Origin of the sequence: Fulvivirga maritima, from assembly GCF_021389955.1 — a bacterium.
GTDB lineage: Bacteria > Bacteroidota > Bacteroidia > Cytophagales > Cyclobacteriaceae > Fulvivirga > Fulvivirga maritima.
On sequence record NZ_CP089980.1, the window covers coordinates 1,342,584 to 1,366,676 of the forward strand.

Consider the following 24,093-nt stretch of genomic DNA (forward strand, 5'->3'; position numbering starts at 1 on the left):
CTTTAATCGCAGTATTGCTGAAGAAAATAAGAAGCTTTGCTATCTCCTAATTCCTTAGCTCTAGTCCAGCTTTCACAGGCCTTATCTGCCTCTTCTAACTGGTAATAAATGTTGCCTTGAACTTTATAATAAGAAGCATTTGAATCATCTAATTTTATGGCCGTTTGAATAGCTTCCAAAGCTGCTCCAACTTTATCAGCTGATACTTTAGCATTAGCCAAATTATAATGTGCGGCGGCATCATTTGGAGTAAGCTGAATCACTTTATTATAATCAATAATGGCCCCTTCGTAATCTTCATTTTCCTCCTTCAAATAAGCACGGTTATAATAGGCATCTGCATATTCAGGATCTTTGGCTATAACATCATTCAGATCAGCCATTGCAGCTCTCATGTTTCCCAAAAAGAGGTTAGCTCTAGCACGGTTCATATAAACATCCGCACCTTTTTCACCTCCATTAATAGCTGCCTGTAAATCTGAAAGTGCATCTTCATAATTTTCTGTCTCTATAAGGGCCTTTCCTCTATGGTAGTATGTTTCTGCAGATTTATTACCCGCTTCTATGGCGTCATCAAAATAAGAAACCGCACGGCGATAATCCTTCTGTTGATAGTAAGACTCGGCCATATAAAACACTAGCTGACCGTCTGGCTCACCAGTAATCTCCATGACCGTTCCTATATCATTAAGTGCTAAATCATATTGACCTGATTGATAATATAGCTTACCTCTGTTTTCAATAGCTTTTACATACTGACCATCTTCCTCAATGGCTTGAGAATAACTTTCAATAGCCTTCTCTACATTTTCAGTAAGTTCATACGCCTTTCCTTTATTATTACTAAGAATAGGGTCATCATATCCCTTCTGAGTAGCCAAATCATAATCCTTTATCGCACTCTCATAATTCTTTAACCTGAAGCGAGTATTTCCTCTATTATAATACACTTTACCATTTGAAGGATCTTTTTCAATGGCCTTATTAAGTGCTGAAAGCGCCTCCTCAAACTTACCTTCTTCATATAAAGACTCACCTAACTGACGATAAACCTCAGCGCTACCAAGTCCTTTATCTATGGCCATCTGCAAATCAGGAACAGCCTTGGTAAAATAATCAGTGTAATAATAAGCAGCTCCCCGTGTAACATACACATCAGGCTTTTCTATACCTTTATTTAAAGCACTGTTTAAGTTCTCTATTGCTGATTCATATTGCTTTTGCGCAAAATAAATATTTCCCAAGCCATAGTATAGCAGCTTATCATCAGCCCCCATAGATTGCGCCTTTTCGAGATAACTCAAAGCATCATCAGTCTTTCCCGTTTCAAATTTTGAAACTCCCAGATATAAATATTCTTCCTTCCCTGCATTACCGTCGGCTATTACTTTAGTGAGATCGGCCTCTGCTCCTGCATAATCTTTCAGCTCATATTTTGCAGCACCACGATTTCTTAATGATACAGCATAATCAGGTTTAATAGAAATGGCCTTATCAAAGTCAGCCACCGCCAATTTTGTCTGGCCAGTTAATAATTTGGCCTTTCCCCTATTATTATAAACCACTTCATCACTCATACCCGCGGCTATGGCCTTGTCATAACTTTTTATAGCGTCATCAAGCGCTCCCTTCCTAAACTGTGCATTACCCAGGTTATAAGCCACCTGCGGATCAGTAGAGCCAAGAGTGACTGCCTTTTGTAAAGCAACAATGGCATCATCATATTTCTTTAATTCATTATAAGATAATCCTAACTGAGAGGCTATCTCCACGCTATTAGGGTTCGCTTGAATTGCCTTTTCTAAATCTGTAGCTGCTCCAGAATAATCATTGAGATAATATTTGGCACTGCCTCGCTTTTGGTAAATATCAGCTGACTTTTCTCCAAGCTTCTCGGCTTCATCCAGATAACCAGCGGCCTTTTTATATTCTTTGGCATCATAGTTAATTAGTCCGGCATATAAATATAGCTCTCCGCTTTTTGCTCCCTCTTTTATAGCCTGCTCCAAAAATTTCTTAGCCGACTCAGTATCTCCGGTTTTATAATAGGCCAAAGCTAACATTTGATTCACCTCCTTATTAGAACCACTCGCCTCTTTAGCCTTAACCAAATCCTCAATAGCCTTTAGATAATTTTTCTGCTCGAAATGGCCCCTTCCTCTACTTAGTAAAGCTTTACCGTCATCAGGTTTGATTTTTAGCACCTTATCGAATTCGGCAATAGCTCCGGCATAATCCTTCAGGTTCATCTTAGCTCTACCCAAATTATTAATTACTGCTAAGTCATCCGCCTTCAGGCTTACCGCCTTTCCATAATAAGTAATGGCATTTTTATCGTCATTTTTAGCAAAGTAGATATCTCCCAATATTTTATAAATATCAAAATCAGCAGCTCCCTGAGCTTCCACTTTCTTGAGATCCTCCAGCGCTCCATCCATATTGCCTGCAGAGTAGCGAGTTAGTCCTCTATATTGATACACTTTAATGTTTTTAGATCCTCCGCTGATAGCTTTAGTCAGATATTCTTCTGCGCCACCACTTTTAGATTGATAAGCGGAAATCCCCAGCATTTCAGAAATTTCAACGCCATTCTTTCCCGCAGATTCCGCAGCAGTAAGATAGTTAAGCGCCTCCCTATAATTAGCCGTTTCATACAGAGATACTCCATAAGGATAATTGATTTCCTCAACCTTAGCTCCTCTTTGAATGGCACTTTTAAGGTTTGAAGCCGCTGCTTCGTATTGCTTGAGATGAAACTCCGCAATACCGAGATTTTTATATAATTCAGCATCAGAGCTGCCAGCATTTTTCAGCGCTTCATAATCCGCTTTAGCTCCAGCCCAGTCGTTTAATTTAAATTTAACAGCCGCTCTGTTTTCTAATGCTTTTCCGTAATCAGCTTTTAATTTCAGAGCCTGATCATAGTCAGCCAAAGCTTCCTTATCCTTGTTTTGCAAAAACCTGGCTTTCCCTCTATTATTAAATACTACAGGATCAGAAGCATCAAGTGCAATAGCCTTACCATAATTGGTTTCAGCTTTGTAGTACTCTTCTTTCTTAAATTGCAGATCGCCCAATATCTTAAAGGCATCATAATTTTCAGCCCCTTTATCCACTGCCTGCTGCAGGTCTAAGGCTGCCTCATCCTTTTTTCAACTCATATCTGGATAAGCCTCTATATAAATAAAGGCTAGTATCATTACCACCTTTGTTAATTGCCTGCGACAATGCATTATCAGCTGCTGAGTAATTCTTACTATAATAATAAGCCTCTCCTAATTTTGAATAAGTTTCCTTACTTGGATCTTGCTCTGCTGCCTGCTCCAGATATAAAGCGGCCTTTTTATATTCTTTTTGGTCGAAATAAATATTTCCAAGATACGCCTTCAGCTCTGGACTCTTATTGCCACGCTGTACTGCACTTTCAAGCGCCTTTTCTGCTTCATTATATTGAGCTGATTGGTACAAGGCAATGCCTTTTCTGGCAAAATTCTCATCCGTGACAGACCCTTGTTGTATCAGTTGATCATAATCTTCTGCGGCAGCCTTCCAGTTTTTAAGCTCAAAATTAGTTTCAGCTTTGTTTTCTAAGGCCTTTTGATACCCGGGCTCAAGACTTAGAGATTTCTCGAAATCCTTTAGTGCTTCCTGATAATTCTTAAGGTTATATTTTGCTTTGCCTCGGTTATTATAGATAGTGGCATCTGAGAGGCCTTTGGAAATAGCCATATCATAATACTTCACTGCATCCTGATAGCTATCCATTCTAAATTTAGCATTCCCCAGATTATAGGCTGCTTCTGGGGAAGCAAAGCCCATACTTATCCCTTTTTCCAAATCACCGGCTGCACTTTGATAATCTTTAAGCTCATACTTAGCCAGACCTCTGTAGCCAAATAGCTCAGCAGTATTGACCCTGGCCTTCACAGCATTATCAAAATCTTCACTGGCCTTTTCATATTCCTTTAAATGAAAATACGCAATACCGCGTTTTACCAACACTTCGTCATTTTTAAATTTGGAATTGATCAGCTGAGAATAATCCAGTGATGCGCCACGGTAATCTTTTGCCTCTAACTTTCCGTTGGCTTTTTCGTATGCACTTTGAAGGGGATCTTCGTCTTGAGCCCTAAGTGTGCTACCAGTAATTAAAACTATTAAGGATAAAAATAATGCTCGTATCATCACCTAAAAAATTGGCTTTAGTAAATATAAAAAATTGTTCGGTGGTAATGAATAGATGTAGGTAATCTATAATATGTAACAACCCTAACAGTTAAAATAAGGGGGATTAACTGCTTTTCCTGATTAGTTCTTATTAATTGCTTTTATTTTTTAAGTTTATCGAGGAAGTTTGTGGTAATTTCTTGTTAGAATGTTTTGTTCAGCAATTCCATTAAATCATAATGACTGGAATATTAATTGTAGAAGATGATGTCTCTTTTGCTACTATGCTAAAGGGCTTCCTGGAGAAGAATGGTTTTAGATGTGATCACGCTCCTAATGCACTCACCGCTCTTAAAAACTTAAATAAAAATAAATATGAGATAGTTATCTCAGATTTAAAAATGCCGGATTATGATGGTTTGGATCTGCTTCGTGACATTAAAAAGAACGCTTATAACTGCCCGGTAATCATTATGACTAGCTATGCGCACATAAAAAGTGCGGTAAAAGCTATTAAAATGGGAGCGTTTGAATACATAGCTAAGCCTATTAACCCTGATGAGCTGCTTTCTGTAATTAAAAATGCACTTATCAGAAGTAAAGAAAAGCCAAGCACTAATGCTGCTGCACCAAGTAAAAAAGTAAAAACCGGTTTTGAGTTTGTGTCAGGTAAAAGTGAGGAGTTTCAAAAAATAATGAAACACCTTGACCTGGTAGCCGCTACAGAAATGTCTGTAGTCATACTTGGAGAAAGTGGTACTGGAAAAGAATATATAGCACGCCGAATTCACGAACAAAGCAAGAGAAAAGATAAGCCCTTTGTTTCTATTGACTGTGGCGCGCTTACTGAAGACCTGGCTGCCAGTGAATTATTTGGCCATGTAAAAGGTGCTTTTACCGGAGCCGTAAACGATAAAGACGGCCAGTTTAAAATTGCCAATGGAGGCACTTTATTCTTAGATGAAATAGGCAACCTTTCTTATGAAATACAAGTGAAGTTACTTCGTGTTTTGCAAGAGCGAAAGGTAAGAAAACTAGGGGGCACCTCAGACTCTGATGTAGACGTAAGGCTGATTACCGCCACTAATGAAGATTTGAAAACAGCGGCCTCTGAAAACAAATTCAGAGAAGATCTATACCACAGGATCAATGAATTTATGATTAACCTACCTCCACTAAGAGAGAGGAAGAAAGACATCATGGTTTATGCTGAATATTTCCTCAATAAGGCCAACGAAGAATTAGATCGTAATATAGAAGGTTTTACTGAAGATGCTAAAGAGAGATTTTTAAGCTATAGCTGGCCTGGCAACCTGCGAGAGTTAAAAAATGTAATCAGGAGATCTGTGCTTTTAGAAACCACAGACATGCTAAGTACTGAAAACTTGCCTGATGTTATGTTTGAAAGCGAAGCTATACCTGAGTCACAGCCTAATCAGGATTTAAAAAGTATAGCCTCTGAAAATGAAAAAAGGCTTATTGAAAAGACCTTAAAAGAAGTAAAATACAATAAATCTAAAGCTGCACGGATCTTAAAAATAGACCGATCTACCTTATATAATAAGATTAGAAAATACTCTTTAGAATAAGAAAGTTTTGTTTTCCAGAGCAGTAATAAGTCTTTTTGCTGCCTGGATCACTTCCTGCACCTTCAGCTCCAACTCTTGCTGAGTCATCTCCACAGCTTCAGTTTCCAGCTTTTGCAAGCGCTCATTTAAATCATCATATTTATAATAAGCTACTGATGACAGCATTTTATGAGCACGGTCTTGCACAGCCTTGGCGCCTTCATGGCTCACCTCCTCTTCCAGCAAAGCAATCTCTTGCCTGAAATTTTGTAAGAAAGTGGTGATGTAAGTCTTTATTAAATCTTTATCTCCCATAGCAAAGGTCTCTATCTTGCTGATATCCACCTCTTCCTCTCCATCTAACAAAGCACTTATTTGCTTTACCTTATCTGCCGTTAGAGGCTTAGCCATATACAAATCTGCCTTCCCTTCTAACTTTTCAGTCTGGCTTAAGATCACCAAAGGCAGATCAGCTGTTTTTTTAAAATCAAGAATGGCCTCCTCTACATTACTACCACTTATATTTAAATCTGAAAGAATAAGATCATACTCCGCTGCCGTTTCTTGCAGCACCTGCTCCAGCTCTCCATATCCTGTAACCTCAAACCCAACACGCTTTAGCTGAGCTTCTATCATGGCTCTGGTAAACTCATCATCCTCCAATAACAGTATTTTCTTATTCATCACTTTTTCGCTACAAAATATAACCGGCTACTCTTCATAGGTTTATAACAAGTAGAAAGCCGCGTTTCAAAAATGAAAAGATAAGGAATTAATCAATAAATGATGAAGCTCATGCACTGAAACAAGGAAAGAAGCTAAAAAAATCTCGTTAATAACATTCATATCCGTATTTTTGCGCTAGAATTATCAAGATAAAATCATAAAATATAAACAAATGAAATTATTAGAAGGTAAAACCGCGTTGGTAACCGGAGCTTCAAAAGGTATAGGAAGGGCCATTGCTCTTAAATATGCTGATCAAGGAGCTAACATTGCTTTCACTTATCTTTCAAGTGTAGAGAAAGGCGAGGCTTTAGAAAAAGAACTTGCTGAAAAAGGTGTAAAAGCCAAAGGTTATCGCTCGGATGCTTCTGATTTTGCTGCTGCTGAGCAACTAATCAATGATGTGGTTACAGATTTTGGTTCTTTAGATGTTTTAGTAAACAATGCGGGTATCACTAAAGACAACTTACTGCTAAGAATCAATGAAGCAGACTGGGATGCGGTTATCAACATCAACCTTAAGTCTTGTTTCAATACTGTAAAAGCAGCTACTAAAACTTTTATGAAACAAAGAAGCGGATCTATTATAAACATGACTTCGGTAGTAGGGCTTAAAGGTAACGCAGGCCAAACCAACTACTCTGCCTCTAAAGCAGGTATTATCGGATTCACTAAATCTGTAGCCTTAGAGCTAGGCTCAAGAGGAGTGAGGTCTAATGCTGTAGCCCCTGGCTTTATAGAAACTGAAATGACTGATGTTCTGGATGAGAAAGTAGTGCAAAGCTGGAGAGATGCCATTCCTTTTAAAAAGAGGTGGTTCTCCTGATGATGTAGCTGATGCTTGTATCTTCTTAGCTTCAGATATGTCTAAATACATCACCGGACAAGTGATCCAGGTAGATGGCGGTATGCTTACCTAATAAAAATACTATCATGAGGCTGTATCAAAAGTAAAGTTTAAGTCAGATTACTCTCGACATCTTCATTATTATGAATAGTGATACATTTCGAGCATCAATGTGACCTTCACTAAACTCATTATCACTTTTGAAGCAGCCTCTTTTTTTCATTCTCTTTCCCTTCTCTAACCACCCTCAATTCACCCCAGCCAACTAACTTAGTTTAGTTCCACGTCTGCTATTTTTTTTCATAGAAATAAGAGGTCATTTCATCGAAAATTCACTTTCAATCGTCCTTAAAATTCACTATATTAATATAAGTTAGTACTGTTAATTACAAACCAATAAAACCTAAACCTCATGAACAAAAACCACATGGTGAAGCTATCCGCTCAGCTATATTGTAGCTCCCGAGCCTGATAGGCACACCCAGGGCTTAAACCCTATACATAATCACAAAACCAATAATTATTTTTCATAATGGAGGTAATATTTATCTCTCAATGGAAAGATATTGCCTTCCCTAAACTCAATTGTTTAACCAACAAACATTTCCTTATGAGAAACTTAATAACCTTTGTACTCATATATCTCATGAGTATACCAATGGCCTGGGCACAATACAACTATGCCGAGGCTCTTCAGAAATCAATGCTATTTTATGAAGCCCAGCAATCTGGCGAACTTACTAACAACCGCCTCAACTGGCGAGATGACTCAGCCCTTGATGATGGCTCTGACGTTGGTCATGACCTCACCGGAGGCTGGTATGACGCAGGAGACCATGTAAAATTTGGTTTTCCGATGGCCTTCTCAGCCACTTTATTGGCTTGGGGAGGAATAGAATACGAAGATGGCTATGTAGCCTCAGGACAGATGGATTACCTAAAAAACAACTTGCGCTGGGTAAATGATTATTTTATAAAATGCCATACTGCTCCCAACGAATTCTGGGGCCAGGTAGGTAACGGAGGCACTGACCATGCCTGGTGGGGCTCTGCCGAGGTAATGCAGATGGAAAGGCCTTCTTATAAAATAGATGCCAGCAGCCCTGGCTCTGACCTGGCAGGTGAGACAGCTGCCGCTTTGGCAGCCGCAAGTATTATTTTCCAGGATGATGACCCTGCTTATAGCAGCACCTTGCTTTCACACGCCATAGAACTATATGACTTTGCTGATAATTACAGAGGCGTTTACTCTAACTCCATAACAGATGCCGCCGGATATTACAGATCATTTAGCGGTTATAATGACGAGCTGGTTTGGGGTGCCATTTGGCTATACAAAGCCACTGGCGATCAGGCTTACCTCACTAAGGCCATCAACTATTATGACAACCTAAGCAATGAAGGCCAAAGCTCTGTTAAATCTTACAAATGGGGTCTGGCTTGGGATGATAAGTCATACGGATGTTACGTATTAATGGCTCAGCTTACCGGCGATGCTCAGTACAAGCAAGATGCAGAAAGACACCTTGACTACTGGACCGATGGTTACAATGGAGAAAGAATTAACTATACTCCTGGCGGATTGGCTTATTTAGATGTATGGGGTGCACTTCGCTATAGCTTAAACACCAGCTTTTTAGCATTAGTATACTCACCTATAGCTACTTCTTCAGCCAAAACCAGCACGTATTATGACTTCGCTGTATCACAGATGGAGTACGCATTAGGAGACAACCCCAGAAGCAGTAGTTATGTATGCGGATTCGGAAACAATTTCCCTGAGAACCCGCACCACAGAACGGCACATGGCTGCTGGTCTAACAACCAGAACGGACCACCAGAATTTACCAGACACACTCTATATGGAGCATTAGTAGGCGGACCTAATAGCGATGATTCTTACGAAGACGAAAGATCTAATTATGTTAATAACGAAGTGGCTTGTGACTATAACGCCGGTTTTTCGGGAGTATTAGCAAAATTTATTGACGATTTTGGAGGCACAGCCCTTAGCAATTTTCCTACACCAGAAACACCAAGCAATGAGTTCTTCACTGAAGCAAAACTTAATGCTGAAGGAACTACGCACACTGAATATGCGGTATGGATATACAATCACACTGCTTGGCCCTCAAGGATAGCTGATTCTTATACTTTCAGATTATTTATAGACATCTCAGAAGGTGTAAGTGCTGGCTATTCTGCTGCTGACTATGTAGTTTCTACTAACAATGGCGGTGTAGCATCCTACACTCCACTTATGGCTTGGGACGCCAGCAGTAATATTTACTACACAGAAGTATCTCTTAACTCAGACATCTTTTTATGGCCTGGAGGTCAGGGAGAATCTCGTCAGGAGGTACAAATGAGAGTGAGATTACCTTATGAAGCACCATCGAGCGCTTGGGATCCGTCTAATGACTGGTCTTATCAGGGAGTAAACGGCACATTATCACAAAGCCCTAACATCCCACTTTATGTAGATGGTCAATTGGCTTTCGGAAACGAGCCTGGTCCTGTAGAGCCAGTAGATGTGACTGGGGTTACCGTTTCACCTACTAGTGCAGAGTTAAGACTTAACCAAAGCACCACTTTAACCGCCACTGTACTGCCTGCTAATGCTACTAACAAAACCGTGAGCTGGTCTACTAGTGACAATAGTATTGCCACAGTATCTAGCACGGGTGTGGTTACAGGTATAAGTGAAGGTACGGCAACTATTACCGTAACTACTGATGAAGGCAGCTATGCTGCTACCAGCGAAATAACTGTGGTAGATGAAGAAATAGAACAATTTACTGTAAGCACCTCTGTAGTAGGTACAGGAAGCGTAAGCTTAAGCCCTGCCGGAGGCACTTATGATGCTGGCACCATGGTCACTTTAACGGCCAGTCCTGGCTCTAACTATCAGTTTACCGGATGGTCTGGAGACGCTAGTGGTTCCTCTAACCCACTTACAGTGACTGTAAATTCAGACCTTGCTATTACTGCTACTTTTGAAGAAGTTACTGTTCCGCCATTAGGCTGTGAAACGTACCAACCGATTTCCCTACCATATGATTATGATGGCAGTGGAGATTTCTGCTGGGTAACTTCTGGCAACATCAGCTTTATCAATTCATGGAACCTTGAAGAGCTGACCATTAATGGCGTTGATTACACTAACACCTGGTCTAACAGCATGCCTGCCAGAATAGATGGCAACTATTACATTCACTATAGTGGAAATTTTGGCTGGTCTCATGCAGAATTTAATGGCAGTTCAGTAGCTATGATTAGCAATAATCAGATGCTGATATACCCCAATCCTGCATCTGAAGAACTAAGATTCAAAGGTATAAGTGAATACAAAGTAATATCAATTATTAACACTTCTGGCAAAACCATTTATGAAGAGAGACTTGATGGCAGTGAAGAACTGACCATACCACTAAATGGCATTAAGCCTGGTGTGTATATACTAAAAGCACAAAGCGAACAAAAAGAAATAGTGAAGCAATTTATTATTGAATAATATTTAACTACAAGCTGCCTCATGCTATAGAGGATAATTTTTAACAAGAGTAAACACACCAAATTCCCGCCTAACTCCTGTTATCCTCCATAGAGAGGCAGCTTTTTTCACTACTTCTTTCTTTCCATTTTAAACTCCCTGCCTGCCTGATATAAGGTGGCTCCAGAAGCAGGATCACCTCCATCAAAAGATACTTCCACATCCATATCAGTCATAAAAAATCTATGAGTTGATTTTGGCAACATCTCAAATGCAGACTGCCCCGTAACTTGCATCAAATATTTACCCTCTTCACTCCATACTTTAACCAGAGCCCCATTCATTAGATATTCGCCTTCAAATTTAGAAAAGGCACCTTTCTCTAATTCTACCGCCTTTTTCTCTTCATACCTAGACAGCTCCATGTCCATACCATTCTGTTTTAAGTTAACAGAAACCACCTCTCCTTTGCTTCTGTTGAATTTAAGCTCAGCCTGCACCACTTTAAGAAAAAATTCATCTTCTCCTTTCGGGAAAATCTCAAACCTAGACTGTCCGGGTAATTGGGTATACAAATGATCACCTACTTGAGAGATAGTCATTAAAGCACCATTCATCAACTTATATTTCCCTATATAAGAGGCATAATTACTTTTGTCTACCTGTATCTCAGTGTTTTTCTCTAACTGGTCATCATAAAATATATTGATCAGATCATGAGCCAGAGTTGCAGGCACCACATATTTTGCAGGAAAACAACTGCTAAGCACCACTACATGCACATCCAACTCAGGGAAATAGGCCAGGTAAGACAAAAATCCATGTAAACCTCCACTATGACCATATTGCTGCTGTCCGCGATATTTACTTACAGCTATGCCAAATCCATACTCCTTATCGGAGTCATCATTCAATTTAGTATTGGCAAGTGCTTCATCTAACAGCTTCTGAGCGATGATTTCACCTCCATACAAATGCTTATTCCATTTTACAAGATCTTCGGCTGTGCTATAAATAGCTCCAGCCCCCATAGCCTGACTCATGTCCCAATTGATTGCGCGTTCAAATTTTTCATTCTCAAAAGAATAGCCCTTGGCCTCATTAGCATATTTTTCGGCATTATCATACACTCCTGAACGGCTCATTTGGGCAGGCTTAAACAGTTTTTCATTCAGATACTGCGCATATGATTTACCAGAAATCTGCTCTATCAAATAACTAAGAATAAAAAAACCTGAATTATTATATTTATACTCCTCGCCGGGATCAAAATCATACCCTAGCTGCTTAATATGATCCACCATTTTTTCCGGAGTTATTTTCTCTCCTACCTGATCCATAAAAGCAGGGTCATCAGTAAAGCTTTTTATACCACTAGTATGATTCAGCAAATGCCGGATTTTCACCTGATCTCCTTTCGGAAAATCGGAAATAAATTTATTTAAAGGATCGTCTAATGACAGCTCACCTTGTTGCACTAAGGTTAAAATAGCTACAGCCGTAAACTGCTTGGTTACAGAGCCTATTCTAAAAATAGTTTTCTCATTCATCTCCTTTTGAGCCTCGACATCAGCATAGCCTGCGGTTAGCTGGTAGCGAACTTTATCGCCTTCAACCAAAAGCACAGATAATCCAAACTTTTTTTCAGGCATCACTTTTTCAATAAGTGAATCCGCTTTTTGAGTTGGACTTTGAGCGTAAACATTGCTTAAGAGTAAGCTACAAAAGAGAATAGTTAGGAAGCGCGTCATAGGTTTTGCATTTAATTAATAGCATCAATAACAATTATAATACACTCACAAACAACATTTTAATGATTAATGGAGGTTATAAAAGATCAGCGTTTATTATTAAATAGCATTTATTAACTTTAAGCCATGAGGTTAATATCACATCCTGTTCTCTGCAACTATTATGTCACCTATCGGTGCAATGCGCAATGTGATTTTTGTGATATCTGGGAAAAACCATCACCATACGTAGAGCTTAAAAAGGTAAAAAAGAACCTTAAAGACTTAAAGCGGCTGGGAGTAAAAGTAATAGATTTCACTGGAGGCGAACCTTTACTACATCGTAATCTGGAGTTGATACTTAGGGAAGCCAAATCTATGGGCTTCATTACTACAGTAACCACAAACTGCCTGCTATACCCAAAAATGGCGAAAAAGCTTCAGGGTTTAATTGACATGCTGCACTTCTCGGTAGATTCTCCTAATGAAGAAGAGCATAACAAGTCGAGAGGAGTGAAGTGTTTTGATTTTCTATTAAAATCCTTAGAAATAGCTGCTACTCTGGGAGAGAAGCCTGACATACTATTTACGGTTTTTGAAGATAATGTAGGGCAAATTCAGGAAGTGTATGATAAGTTTTGCAAGCCCTATGGCTTAGTACTTATACTCAATCCCATGTTTGAATATGGGGCGGTAAACACAGGAGAAGCTCTATCTAAAGAGACGCTAACTACGCTTAAGCGCTGGTCTAAAAAGCCCTCTGTTTACCTCAATGATGCCTTTATTCAACTAAGAATTGATGGAGGCAACCATATTGAGAAACCTGTATGTAAAGCAGCGAGCTCCACGGTAGTGATATCTCCCTTTAACGAGCTAATGCTCCCCTGCTATCACCTTGGTATAAAGTCTATCAAAATTAAAGATGACTTGTATGATCTCTATCATTCTGAAGAAGTGAAAAAACTGATAGCACAGGAAGGTCGGATGCCTGCGTGTGAGGGCTGCGCCATTAACTGCTACATGCAACCTTCATTTGCAATAGAAATGAACAAATACTGGTGGAAAGCTCTGCCCAGCACCCTAAAATACAACCTCTTAAAGGGAACCTGGAAACAAATGCTCCCTAAAAAAAGAGCTTAAAAAATAAATCCAAACCCCATATATCCTACGTTTATATAAATAGTAACCACTATTTATCGTTAAAAAATGCATTTTATTGTCGAATAAAACTACTCAACCGGAATAATGCGAAATATTTTAGAATAAATACGTTACTTACATATGCTATTACGAAATACCAACTAACCACTTAACACATACTAACATGAACGTAGAGGAAAAAGAGATCAAGTTAAAAAGAGCTTTAATTTTAGGTAACTTCTACCACAGACAAGTAAAGATAGTAAAAGCTATTCATGAAGGCTACGAAACTATCATAGATACAATTATAGGCTTGAAGCAAGACTTGGTATTAACGAAAGATGGAGGCTTCATTCCTAGAAAATCGATAAAAACCATTTATCAACTCTAGAATACCACACACACAACTCTAATAAACTGATTCCCGACCACATAACTGCGGTCGGGAATTATTTTTTAGAACAAATAACCTAAGCGAGCATACACTAAAGTATCTTCCGGGGAGTGACCCACTTCTGCCGAAACCACCGCTCTATTAAACGGCGCCACCCAAATACCTCCACCAAAAGTCTGATGCCACTTATCTGAGTTTTCATTTTCATACCACACTCTACCGGCATCATTAAAAGCTAAAACGCCGAAGCTGCCAGGGAAAATATAGGTTCTGAAAGCAAACAGCTCCCACCTCAATTCCACATTGCTAAATACTTTCTGATCTCCATAAAACCGCGTTTTTCTGAAGCCTCTAAGCTCAGTCTTACCATCTAATACCTGAGACTGATAAAATTCATAATCCCCAAAATTAGCTCCCCCACCTACTCTTACCGCTAAAGTAAGCGGGTGAGCAGCTTTAGTACTGGCATACCATGAAAAAGAGGTATTGATAGTAGAGTAAGTGTAATCAGAATTATGAATACCATTCCATACAGATAAATCAGTATTCCAATAAATACCTTTTAGGGGCAGCATTTCATTATCTCGCTTATCAACCAAAAGGTTAACTCTGCCTCCCATATAATTTCTATACACGCCTACCAATGCCTTATCGGTAAGCTCGTCATAATCATAAATAAACCTCCTTTTATCATTATCAGCCTCTATCTCAAAAGACTGAAAAATATGAGAGATAGTTATTTTTGTATTCTTACTTAAATTTTGAGAAAGGCCAATATCCGTTGATATTTCTTCAAAGCGAAGCCTGTAGTAACTGATGGGCCGCCTGAGGTCAAACTCATCTTCCACTCCTTTATCGTAAACAGATTCATTACCCATTCCAAAAAAGTTATTCACGAAATTGGGCCTTTTAAAATCTACAGCAGCACTCAGATCCCAAGTGCCCACCACATCAGTGTAATCACCTTTATACTTAAAGTTGAATGATGATGTTCTAAGAGCATAACTAGCCAAGAACATATGGCGGTTTCTAAATGGCTCCTTTCTAAAACCATGATCTGTATACAGAAAACCTCCACCTACAAAAAGGCCATCATCTACATTATAATTACCCGTTACCAGTGGCATCAGCACATTATATTTAAAAGACTTACGATTATAGGTATTTACACTATTATCATTTTTTAACTTAAGTCGGGATTCTCCACTTACCTGCAGTGTAGTACTATCTCTTGTATCATAAAAAATATTCTTTTTACTCCATCCTACCACTTTAGACGAGTCTACAAAAACATCTTCATCGGCTCCTCCTATGATTCTTATTTTAGGACCTTTGGTTGATTCTCCGGTTATATGAAACTCATCATTACCTCCACGGCCATACAGCCTAATCTCTTCCGTCTCGTCATTATGGAAAGTGCGTTTATAAATTTTCTTTTTCAACTCACCATCCTTTTTCATTTTCCTGACAGTTACCTTCACATCATTATCAGGCATGCGCTCTACCTCAAAGTATTCGTGCTTATCACTTCCTACCACATCTACCTGACGAGCCAAAAACAGGTAATGTTCCTCGGCATATTTTTGCAGATTATCTCTTCTTGATTTTAATCTGGCTATAATCTCTTCACCATGCCATTGAAATATAGCATCAGGCCATTGGTGAATCGCTGCTTCTATTACCGAATCAGTAAGGTGCTCTTGCAGGTATTCAGCCTCCTTTATCCAATCCTTTTTAGAGAGACTGGTAAGAAATGAACGATCAAAATAGCGAGCGTTAAACATAAAACCAGAAGTCCACCTGATATCATAGTTAAATCCTTCCAGCTTGGGGAGCGCCCATTTTCTACTGGCCACTGAAGGAAAAAAGCCTTCGTTAATAAAAAACACCTGATCCCGGTCTCTAGGAATAGGCCTGTAGAGTTTTCCTTTGCCCTTTTTCTCAAAAGAGGCCCATCTCCACTGATCATCGTGCCTATCCCAGTCTCCTATCAGCATATCAAACAATCTAGAGCGGACTACAAACTTTTCATCTACCTCATCATCATTATCTTCAGCCAGTTTTTCTAAAACCTTGGCCGTGCTGATTATCTTTTCAGAATTACCAAAATAATCTGCATCTGACCAATCATGAGCCGGGCGCTGCTCATAAAGCGCCAGGGTATTAGCAAACTGAGCTCTATATTCTAGCAGATTAGCATCATCAGGAATATAAACTAGTTGAGGATTGGTATGGTAAATACCAGCGGCATCAGCCAAAAAAGGCAGCACAAAGGCACCGTACGGGTGTGAGGCAGAGATTTGATCCTGCACTATATCTTGAGCGAAAGTATTGCGCAGCATCTGAGGAACAGCTCCTTCGGCATATTTCTCAATGGTACGTAACACATATTGCTTTCCATCCTTAGCCTCTAATCGTAGTGATTTAGTCTGCATGCCACCACCCTTTTTAACAATGGTAAGCCCGCCATGCTCTTCATCAATATGAATGACTTTCACTTTAATCTTTTGCTGCCACTCATTCCGATAGTTTTGTCCAAACATTTTTATTTTGAACTTACTATCGGTTTTATATTGCTTGCTGGCTGATATGACTACAGAATCAGGCTGATGCTGCGCCTGTAGAGTGCAAGATAATGCCAAAAAAGAGCATAGAGCTACCCCTTGAATACACTTCACTAACTTCATAAGACTTAATGATAAATAATGAAGTTAGTCCGGCTATGGATAAAAACAAAGTGTTATTTCTGATATAATAATTTAAAGAGCCTGCCCCTTTTGCCTTTACCTTCACTGGAAATATAAAGTGTGCCATCAGGAGCAAAGCAAATACCTTCTGGCTGCCTGTAAATGTGCTTATCTAACTTCACCACTTCTTTGATTTTGTAATCTGCAGTAAAAATGGTGATGACATGGTCTGCCGAAATAACATAAATATCATGGGTAACAGGGTGTACATCTATGCCTGAAGGGTCAAATTCCTTAACGTGATCAAAGTACTCTCTCCCCTCTAAAAACTCGTCAAGATCCTCTTCTTTCACATGAAATAAATCCTTTTTAGAAACCTCCTTAGTTTCAATATCAAGGCCGTAAATAGCCTTTCCATCTACTTCATTATCACCTACATCACCACTATTTTTACAGGCTATAAGTAACTGTTTTCCATCATAGCACATACCTTCAAGGTTATTTTTAGAAGAAAAGTCCGTTTCTACTTCTTCAGCATCCACTTTGTCCTCATCAGTTAACTCAAAAAAGTAAAGATCTCCATTGCTTTTCATAACATAAGCCATACCATCTATGATCTCTACACTTTCATAATCTCCACTCTTGTGAAATTTGATTTTCCTTTGAATTTCTCCATTGGCACTACTAATGAGATATAAATAACCGCTTTCATCTTCAATGGTAGCCAGCGTATTTTCATCTATATAAGCCAGTCCGGAAGTTTCTTCCAGATCATCATGCAACTTATCTTCCCTATCAGGCTGGTAAAACTTATATCCTATTTCTTTTTCATTATAATCCAGATAAGTACTATCTGAATCCGACTCATAATAAGTATTGCAACTATTGGTAAACATGGCGAGTGCCACCATTCCTATAAATAACATCGTAAAAGCTTTCATATTTAACAAATCTACCTGATCAACAAACCAAAGAATATTGAGTTTAGGAAAAAAGGTTCTAATATTTAATGATATGCGTTTATCTTTGCGCATGCTTTTAAAAAATGACCTCATCCTCCGCACTATAAAAGGAGAAAAAACGGAACGCACACCTGTTTGGCTTATGAGACAAGCAGGCAGAATTTTACCTGAATACAGAGCTGTAAGAAGCGCTTTAAGTGGTTTCAAAGAATTGGTAGAAACCCCGGAAAGAGCTGCTGAGGTAACTATTCAGCCAGTAGACATCCTCGGTGTAGATGCGGCCATTATCTTTTCTGACATTCTGGTGATACCTGAAGCTATGGGGCTCACTTATGAAATGATAGAGAAAAAAGGCCCTCGATTTCCTGAAACTATAAAAAGCAAAAGCGATATAGAAAAGCTAAAAGTGGCTGAGCCCGACGACCTGCACTACACTATTGACGCTATAAAAATCACTAAAAAAGAGCTCGACGGCCGAGTACCTCTTATCGGTTTTGCCGGTGCACCATGGACTATTTTCGCCTATATGGTAGAAGGTGGAGGCAGCAAAACCTTCTCAAAAGCACGAGCCATGCTCTACACAGAACCTGAGCTGGCGCATCAGCTTTTACAAAAAATTACGGATAGTACCATCAATTACCTAAAAGGCCAAATAGCTGCGGGCGCTGATTTTATTCAAGTATTTGACTCTTGGGCAGGTATTCTTTCTCCTGAATTATATGAGACTTTTAGCCTGCCTTATATAACTCAGATTTGTGATGCTATTACAGAAGTTCCTAAAACTGTATTTGCCAAAGATGCCTACTTTGCCAGAAAATCTTTAGGCAAAATCAACTGCAACACCATAGGTCTGGACTGGTGTATGGATCCTAAGGAATCAAGAGAAATTATAGGGCCAGACAAGATACTACAGGGCAACCTTGACCCGTGCGTTCTCTATGGACCTGAAAAAGACATAGAAAAGGCCGTTAAAAATATGCTGGAAGCCTTTGGGCCAGATAAGCACATCGCCAACCTGGGCCACGGAGTATACCCTGACATGGATCATGGCAAGGTGAAGTTTTTTGTGGAAACAGTGAAGGAATTGAGTAAGGGAATGAGGTAATCCCCTTACTCCTGATTAGTTAAATATCATCTGAATAGTCCAGGGAGTATTTATAAATGTAACCTTCCTGGGTATCCTCCTTTTGCCACTTGTACTTAGACTTAAAGTAGATTTTTCCCTCCTCATCAATATCCATAATTCTCCAGGAAAGTTGGTCAGGCAGCTTAACTTGAGACACATATTTATTATCCTCAAAAACCTCTAAATAACTGTCTTTCTCATATACATGAGATAGTTTCTTAGCCTTAGAAGGACTGGTATCTTCAGAGTAAATCCGGTACAATAACCCTCGATGATTATCATAATAAATATCATCATAGAAATAGAATTGATTCCAATACTGAAGCCACAATCCGTCTGACTGTTCTTTTGTCAGTCCTTTTATCTCAGAGTTTTCAATATTCTCTCCTATATGACTAATTTTCCCTACCAAATTTCCATCTAGATCGTAATTATACACTTCTTCCGAGCCAGTATGTATTTGATATATAAGCTTATCTTTTTTATTATAAGTTATTGAAGACGTATTTCTGTGTGGCAGAAAACTGTGTTCATAAAACACAGATTCATACTCACCAAAAGCTTTAATTAATTGCCCTTTAGGTGATACCAATGCTATAGTATTAGAAGCATAAAATTCTTCTGTATAAGCATCTGATGCATTATCCTCTATCGGCACTATTAATAAACTATCTTCCTCTAGAGCAATCAGTCTATCGGAGTTATTAGCCACTCTGTAATTCTTGAAAATTGGAGTTCCTGCAGAATCTTCCACCATAGCCTTATTAGTAATATGAAACGAACTATCTATATGAATTACATGCATCAAAGCACCGGTTAGGGCTAATATTTCTTCATTCGTACTTATTAATGAACTAACAAAAAAGGGAAACTGGTCAGGAGCACTGCCTAAACCTCCAAATGAAGTGACAAAATCGCCATTTTCTTTAAAGACAATAATTGTATTTGGAGCTCTCTTTAATACGTAGAGATAGCTTCCATTTTCTTGCCTATAAATGGATCCTGCTTGTATGGGAATGCTGTCTGGAAAATTAAGCTTAACGGAATCTATTAAATTAAGTGAATACTCACTCTTTGCTTCTGTTTCAGGCTTTTTAGATGAACAACCAATGATGCACAAGATTAAAATAGAGGTGAAAAAGCTTTTCATTAAATAAAGGCTAATTAAAAATTCATAAAGCATTAAGCCATTGACAACACAAGAATAGAAATGAGTAAAATCTAAATCAGCCTCCAATATAATGCATTAAAAACATCTCATTCAATATATTTTACACCAATATTCATACTAATTTGCTTTATAAAGTTAAGTCACTGAAGGTTTGACAATTATAGTTACAGTCATATCTATCATATCCTAAAACATAAAGTGAAGAATTAGCCAGCATTTGTTTATGTTAGCGCAAAAAACAAATTCATTCGACTTAGTTAGTATAAAATGCACCATAAACTACTCTTTTTAGGAGCAATATTATTTTTAGCAGCTTTCTTCATTTTACATGAAGTCTACCACATTACGCAATACACGAATGTTCTCCTGATTTTGTCTTTGCTATGTATAATCATCAGGAGAGTGCTGGTTTATAGGGAGAAAAAGAGAGAGGAATAAGATCACAGATCATATTTTACTGAAAGCACTATATAGCGTTGTTGAATATAATATTCATAGGTACTTATCAAGTTAGCATTAAAACTGTTTCTCTGCACTCCCAATGTATTGAGTAAATTGTAGCCTGTTAAATCAAACTCCCAGGGAGACGAAGGTTTATGAATTCTTAATGCGGCATCCCAAAGCATGAACTTACTGGTAGCTTGCGTGTCCGTATTTTTATAGGTATTGTAACTATATTCTGTATTAATATTTACTGACTTGGTAATATCAAAACCAAGTCTTACATAGGGATTATAGGTAGCAAAAGAATTATTAGCTACGGTAGATTTATAGCTATTGAGCTGATACTTGTAGCCAATTTTTACATCTAGCTGTTTCCATAATGTGGTGGTTAAGGAAGCTTTATAAGTCTGATAAATACTGTTATTCTTCATCAAACCACCATCAACCTCATTATTGACAGTACTGGCCGTTACTTCTGCTGCTCCACTTATTTTAAACTGATTAAACCTTTTATCTGCCTGTAACATACCAGAGAAATTCTCATTAACCTTACCAGCGTTATAAACACTATTGATGAGCTGTAATTCAGAAAAATTAGAGGTAGTGGCAAAGCCATCAGTCTTACGCCTATAGCTAACATTACCAAACATATTCATGCCTCCAAAGAGATTAAAATAGTTATAGTAAAGTGAAAACATATGATAAAGACCATAATTCAATAGCGGATTACCCTGATAAAGGGCATTATAATCAGAGATAATAAGTCCACTTACTTGCTTTTCAATGTCAGCAAATTCGGCATTCATGCTATATCTGAAGGTTAGACTTTGAGTACTTCTTATATCCCATTTTGCATACATGGATGGCAGAACCAATACGGGTTCATTCGTGATGTCCATATTTCCCTGTCTATTATTAACCTGATACTTATGTAGGTACAAAGAAGGACTCAATATCAATGGCCCGTATTTCATTTTATAAGTTAGACCAGCAAAAAAATCAGAGAAATGATAATTAGCATCAATAAGAAAAGTAGCAGAATCCAATTGAGTAGGCACCCCACTCTCCTGATCCTGGTAAATACCTGAGGCATAGTCTTGCTCCAGATATTGATACCCTAATGAGAAATTGATATGATTAGTCTTATTTAAGACACGGTAATAATTAAATGCTGTTACAGCCCGTTGGCTACTAATATTCCGAGACTGCTCTAAAGAGCGAACATCAGCCTTCAAAAAAGAGGGAAACAACGACTGATCACCACTCAACTTTAAAAAGGGATCTTTGGATTGGTATGAATATTTTGCTTCCCAGGAAAACACATTCTTTTCATCAGGAGTATGGTACCACTCTAATTGTTGATCAAGGCTCAGAGGATTTTGCTCTGCCTTTTCATTAATAACTGAAGATTGTTCAGGGAACTGAGACCATTGGCTATTAGCTGAGGTTTGACCCGCAGCTTTACCAAAAAGACTATACTTAATATAAGTCTGTTCTTTTGGGGTATAGGTAGCTGAATACTTCAGTAAGCCAGAATGATTAGTGGTAGACAAATCGGTTTGTAAAAGCTCTTGAGAAGTCAAATCTTCACGTAAATACCTTCTTTGCGACAAGCTGCCAAAATTGCTTTTAGATCCTGAACCAATAAAAAAGGCTGAATGGTGCCACTTTTTACTTGGGTTATAGTTGAAATTTAATGCTCCAAGCTTGGTTTGCAGTTCCTGGGCAGTTTCCCTGTTAGCCATAGGAAAGCCCAAATCATCAGAAGAAATATTTACATCAGAACCGGAGTGAGCATCTATTTCACCCAGTCCTCCACTAAATCGAAAGTAATCCTGCATAGTGAAGGGCTGCTCGCCAATATTATTCGCATCACCAATAAAATTGACATTCACCTTAGGACTATAATAGAAAATATTACCATGCCCCGCATACCTTCCCTCCAGCCCACCTCCAATAGAAACATCACCAAAAACAAGGTTCTTTTTACCTTCTTTCAACTGAATGTTAAGAGCCAGTTTATCATCATTCGCCAAACCATTCATGGGAGATACTTCATTGTAATTTTTAAGCACCTGCACCCTTTCTATGGCATTAGCAGGCAGGTTTTTAGTAGCCATTTTCGTATCACCATCAAAAAACTGCTTACCATCTACCAGCACTTTATTCACCTTTTTGCCCTGCACTTTCACCTCTCCATTGTCATCTACTTCTATACCGGGTAGTTTTTCCAGCACATCACCCAGTTTTCTTTCCCTACCAGAAGTAAAAGCATCTGTTTTATAAATCAGGGTATCTCCTGACATAGTTACAGGCATTTCTTCCACCACCTCCACTGCATCGAGATAGCTGGTAGACTGACTGAGCTCTATCAGCAAGTTCTCTATATCAGCATTTTCACAATTAAGGGTTTCTTCAAAAGTAGCATATCCGATAAATGACACTTTTAATAAGTATCGAGTATTTCTGGACAGCGATAACTTGAAGCGTCCTTCTGTATCTGTAACAGCAAAAGAGGTAACTGCACCAGTTTTTGGATCAGCAGCCAGCACATTGGCGTAGGCGATGGGTGATCTTAACGTGTCGATCACCCTGCCTGTAACCACTATATTTTGAGCTTTGACCTTAAAAGCACAAATGAAGAATAAAATGAATAAGGTATACCGAAGCATAGAATCGTGTTGTTGTTATTGAGAAGTAAAGCAGTGGAAGAAAAGAGATCACTCTTGTATTTCTGAAAGACAGACCTGATTACTCTTGATCAACCGCTTGTTCTTATCTCAATTACATTTTCACCATCACCACCATTATATCGCTTCATCATTTCCTCTAACTTCTTATCAGAAATGGCCTTATACTCTGTGGCATTAACTATTTCCCCCTTAGTAGGCTTATCTATTTTTACCGGCTCAGTAGGGTTTAAAATTACTTTAGAACATATGATGACACTACTCCCCGTTTTCACTTCAAGAATAAGCCCCGGCAAGCCCACATACTGCATTGGTCCATGCGAAACAGGAATATCAGGAGTAAACCAAACTTCGGTTTTTATAGTGTCTTGTGTTATCTCCATTTCTTTCATGCCAGTAGAAAACTTTTTTGCTTCTACTATTCTGGTGCTTATAGCTTTCTGACAGTTATACTTTCCAATTTTCTTTGTTTCATTAGTTAGCTCCCAGCTGTATTCTTTTAGAGAATCTTTTACTATAAACCTCTTACCCATCAGATCTTCTCCTCGTTCATATTCATGCTTAAGCAGGTTTTTATACAGCACTTCCTGAGCAGAATTACCTGCTACCATTATTTCTATGCCATTGCCAGAAACCTGCGCAGGCCCTCCATTTAATGACTCCACTTGCTTCCAGCTAGATTCTGTTGTATTAAAAGAAAGCGTATATTCTTTCTGCATTTTTCTTTTGAACTCATCCTGTATCTTTTTCATCTGCTCAGGAGGCATCTCCGTACTGTCCATAGAAATCTGGATAGAGCCACTGGTTTTATAGGTAGCAATCCCTGTAAAACTCTGCGCTTTAGCTTCATCAATAATCATTACTAAAACGAAGACAGAAAATATTGATCGTATGAAATTTCTCATGCTTTTGAATGTTTGGTGTATGGCAAACAAAGCATAAGTAGTC

The 24,093-nt window shown here is 38.6% G+C and carries 14 protein-coding genes and 1 pseudogene; 6 read left to right on the forward strand and 9 right to left on the reverse strand.

The window, feature by feature from the left end:
* Positions 1-2: 2 nt before the first annotated feature.
* Both LVD15_RS05585 and LVD15_RS05590 read right to left on the reverse strand, forming a co-directional pair.
* Positions 3-3,116, reverse strand: a complete 3,114-nt coding sequence (locus tag LVD15_RS05585) for a tetratricopeptide repeat protein (RefSeq protein ID WP_233779318.1) — start codon at positions 3,114-3,116, stop codon at positions 3-5.
* Between the two features lie 25 nt (positions 3,117-3,141).
* Positions 3,142-4,185, reverse strand: coding sequence for a tetratricopeptide repeat protein (locus LVD15_RS05590; RefSeq protein ID WP_233779319.1), 1,044 nt, complete (start codon positions 4,183-4,185; stop codon positions 3,142-3,144).
* A gap of 221 nt (positions 4,186-4,406) precedes the next feature.
* Between LVD15_RS05590 and LVD15_RS05595 the strand changes: the two genes are divergently transcribed.
* The gene (locus LVD15_RS05595; protein WP_233779320.1) at positions 4,407-5,756 is read left to right on the forward strand and encodes a sigma-54-dependent transcriptional regulator; all 1,350 of its coding nucleotides are present in this window, start codon (positions 4,407-4,409) and stop codon (positions 5,754-5,756) included.
* On the opposite strand, the gene LVD15_RS05600 is transcribed toward LVD15_RS05595, so the two are convergent.
* The gene (locus LVD15_RS05600; RefSeq protein ID WP_233779321.1) at positions 5,748-6,419 is read right to left on the reverse strand and encodes a response regulator; all 672 of its coding nucleotides are present in this window, start codon (positions 6,417-6,419) and stop codon (positions 5,748-5,750) included. The genes LVD15_RS05595 and LVD15_RS05600 overlap by 9 nt on opposite strands.
* 214 nt (positions 6,420-6,633) lie before the next feature.
* On the opposite strand from LVD15_RS05600, the pseudogene fabG reads away from it, so the two are divergent.
* A pseudogene (gene fabG, locus LVD15_RS05605) lies at positions 6,634-7,381 on the forward strand (3-oxoacyl-[acyl-carrier-protein] reductase).
* A gap of 537 nt (positions 7,382-7,918) precedes the next feature.
* On the forward strand, positions 7,919-10,822 hold the full coding sequence (locus LVD15_RS05610) for a glycoside hydrolase family 9 protein (RefSeq protein ID WP_233779322.1): 2,904 nt from the start codon (positions 7,919-7,921) through the stop codon (positions 10,820-10,822).
* A gap of 110 nt (positions 10,823-10,932) precedes the next feature.
* Here the strand turns inward: LVD15_RS05610 and LVD15_RS05615 are convergent, their stop codons facing one another.
* Positions 10,933-12,552, reverse strand: a complete 1,620-nt coding sequence (locus tag LVD15_RS05615) for a serine hydrolase (protein WP_233779323.1) — start codon at positions 12,550-12,552, stop codon at positions 10,933-10,935.
* A 126-nt stretch (positions 12,553-12,678) separates the two neighbouring features.
* Here LVD15_RS05615 and LVD15_RS05620 point away from each other — a divergent pair, with 126 nt between their 5' ends.
* Positions 12,679-13,671: a radical SAM protein gene (locus LVD15_RS05620; protein WP_233779324.1), complete on the forward strand. Its 993-nt coding sequence runs from the start codon at positions 12,679-12,681 to the stop codon at positions 13,669-13,671.
* A 184-nt stretch (positions 13,672-13,855) separates the two neighbouring features.
* Positions 13,856-14,062: a hypothetical protein gene (locus LVD15_RS05625; RefSeq protein ID WP_233779325.1), complete on the forward strand. Its 207-nt coding sequence runs from the start codon at positions 13,856-13,858 to the stop codon at positions 14,060-14,062.
* Between the two features lie 65 nt (positions 14,063-14,127).
* On the opposite strand, the gene LVD15_RS05630 is transcribed toward LVD15_RS05625, so the two are convergent.
* Together LVD15_RS05630 and LVD15_RS05635 are read right to left on the reverse strand one after the other, a co-directional pair.
* Positions 14,128-16,752, reverse strand: coding sequence for a BamA/TamA family outer membrane protein (locus tag LVD15_RS05630; protein WP_233779326.1), 2,625 nt, complete (start codon positions 16,750-16,752; stop codon positions 14,128-14,130).
* Between the two features lie 53 nt (positions 16,753-16,805).
* Positions 16,806-17,786: an SdiA-regulated domain-containing protein gene (locus LVD15_RS05635; protein WP_233779327.1), complete on the reverse strand. Its 981-nt coding sequence runs from the start codon at positions 17,784-17,786 to the stop codon at positions 16,806-16,808.
* On the opposite strand from LVD15_RS05635, the gene hemE reads away from it, so the two are divergent.
* A complete protein-coding gene (gene hemE, locus LVD15_RS05640) occupies positions 17,785-18,819 on the forward strand; it encodes a uroporphyrinogen decarboxylase (RefSeq protein WP_233780938.1) in 1,035 nt (344 codons plus the stop codon). The genes LVD15_RS05635 and hemE overlap by 2 nt on opposite strands.
* 19 nt (positions 18,820-18,838) lie before the next feature.
* On the opposite strand, the gene LVD15_RS05645 is transcribed toward hemE, so the two are convergent.
* The 3 genes from LVD15_RS05645 to LVD15_RS05655 form a co-directional block, all read right to left on the reverse strand.
* A complete protein-coding gene (locus LVD15_RS05645) occupies positions 18,839-19,990 on the reverse strand; it encodes a hypothetical protein (protein WP_233779328.1) in 1,152 nt (383 codons plus the stop codon).
* A gap of 461 nt (positions 19,991-20,451) precedes the next feature.
* Complete coding sequence (locus LVD15_RS05650) at positions 20,452-23,127, reverse strand: TonB-dependent receptor (protein ID WP_233779329.1); 2,676 nt, start codon at positions 23,125-23,127, stop codon at positions 20,452-20,454.
* An 89-nt stretch (positions 23,128-23,216) separates the two neighbouring features.
* Complete coding sequence (locus tag LVD15_RS05655; protein ID WP_233779330.1) at positions 23,217-24,050, reverse strand: GLPGLI family protein; 834 nt, start codon at positions 24,048-24,050, stop codon at positions 23,217-23,219.
* Positions 24,051-24,093: the final 43 nt, after the last annotated feature.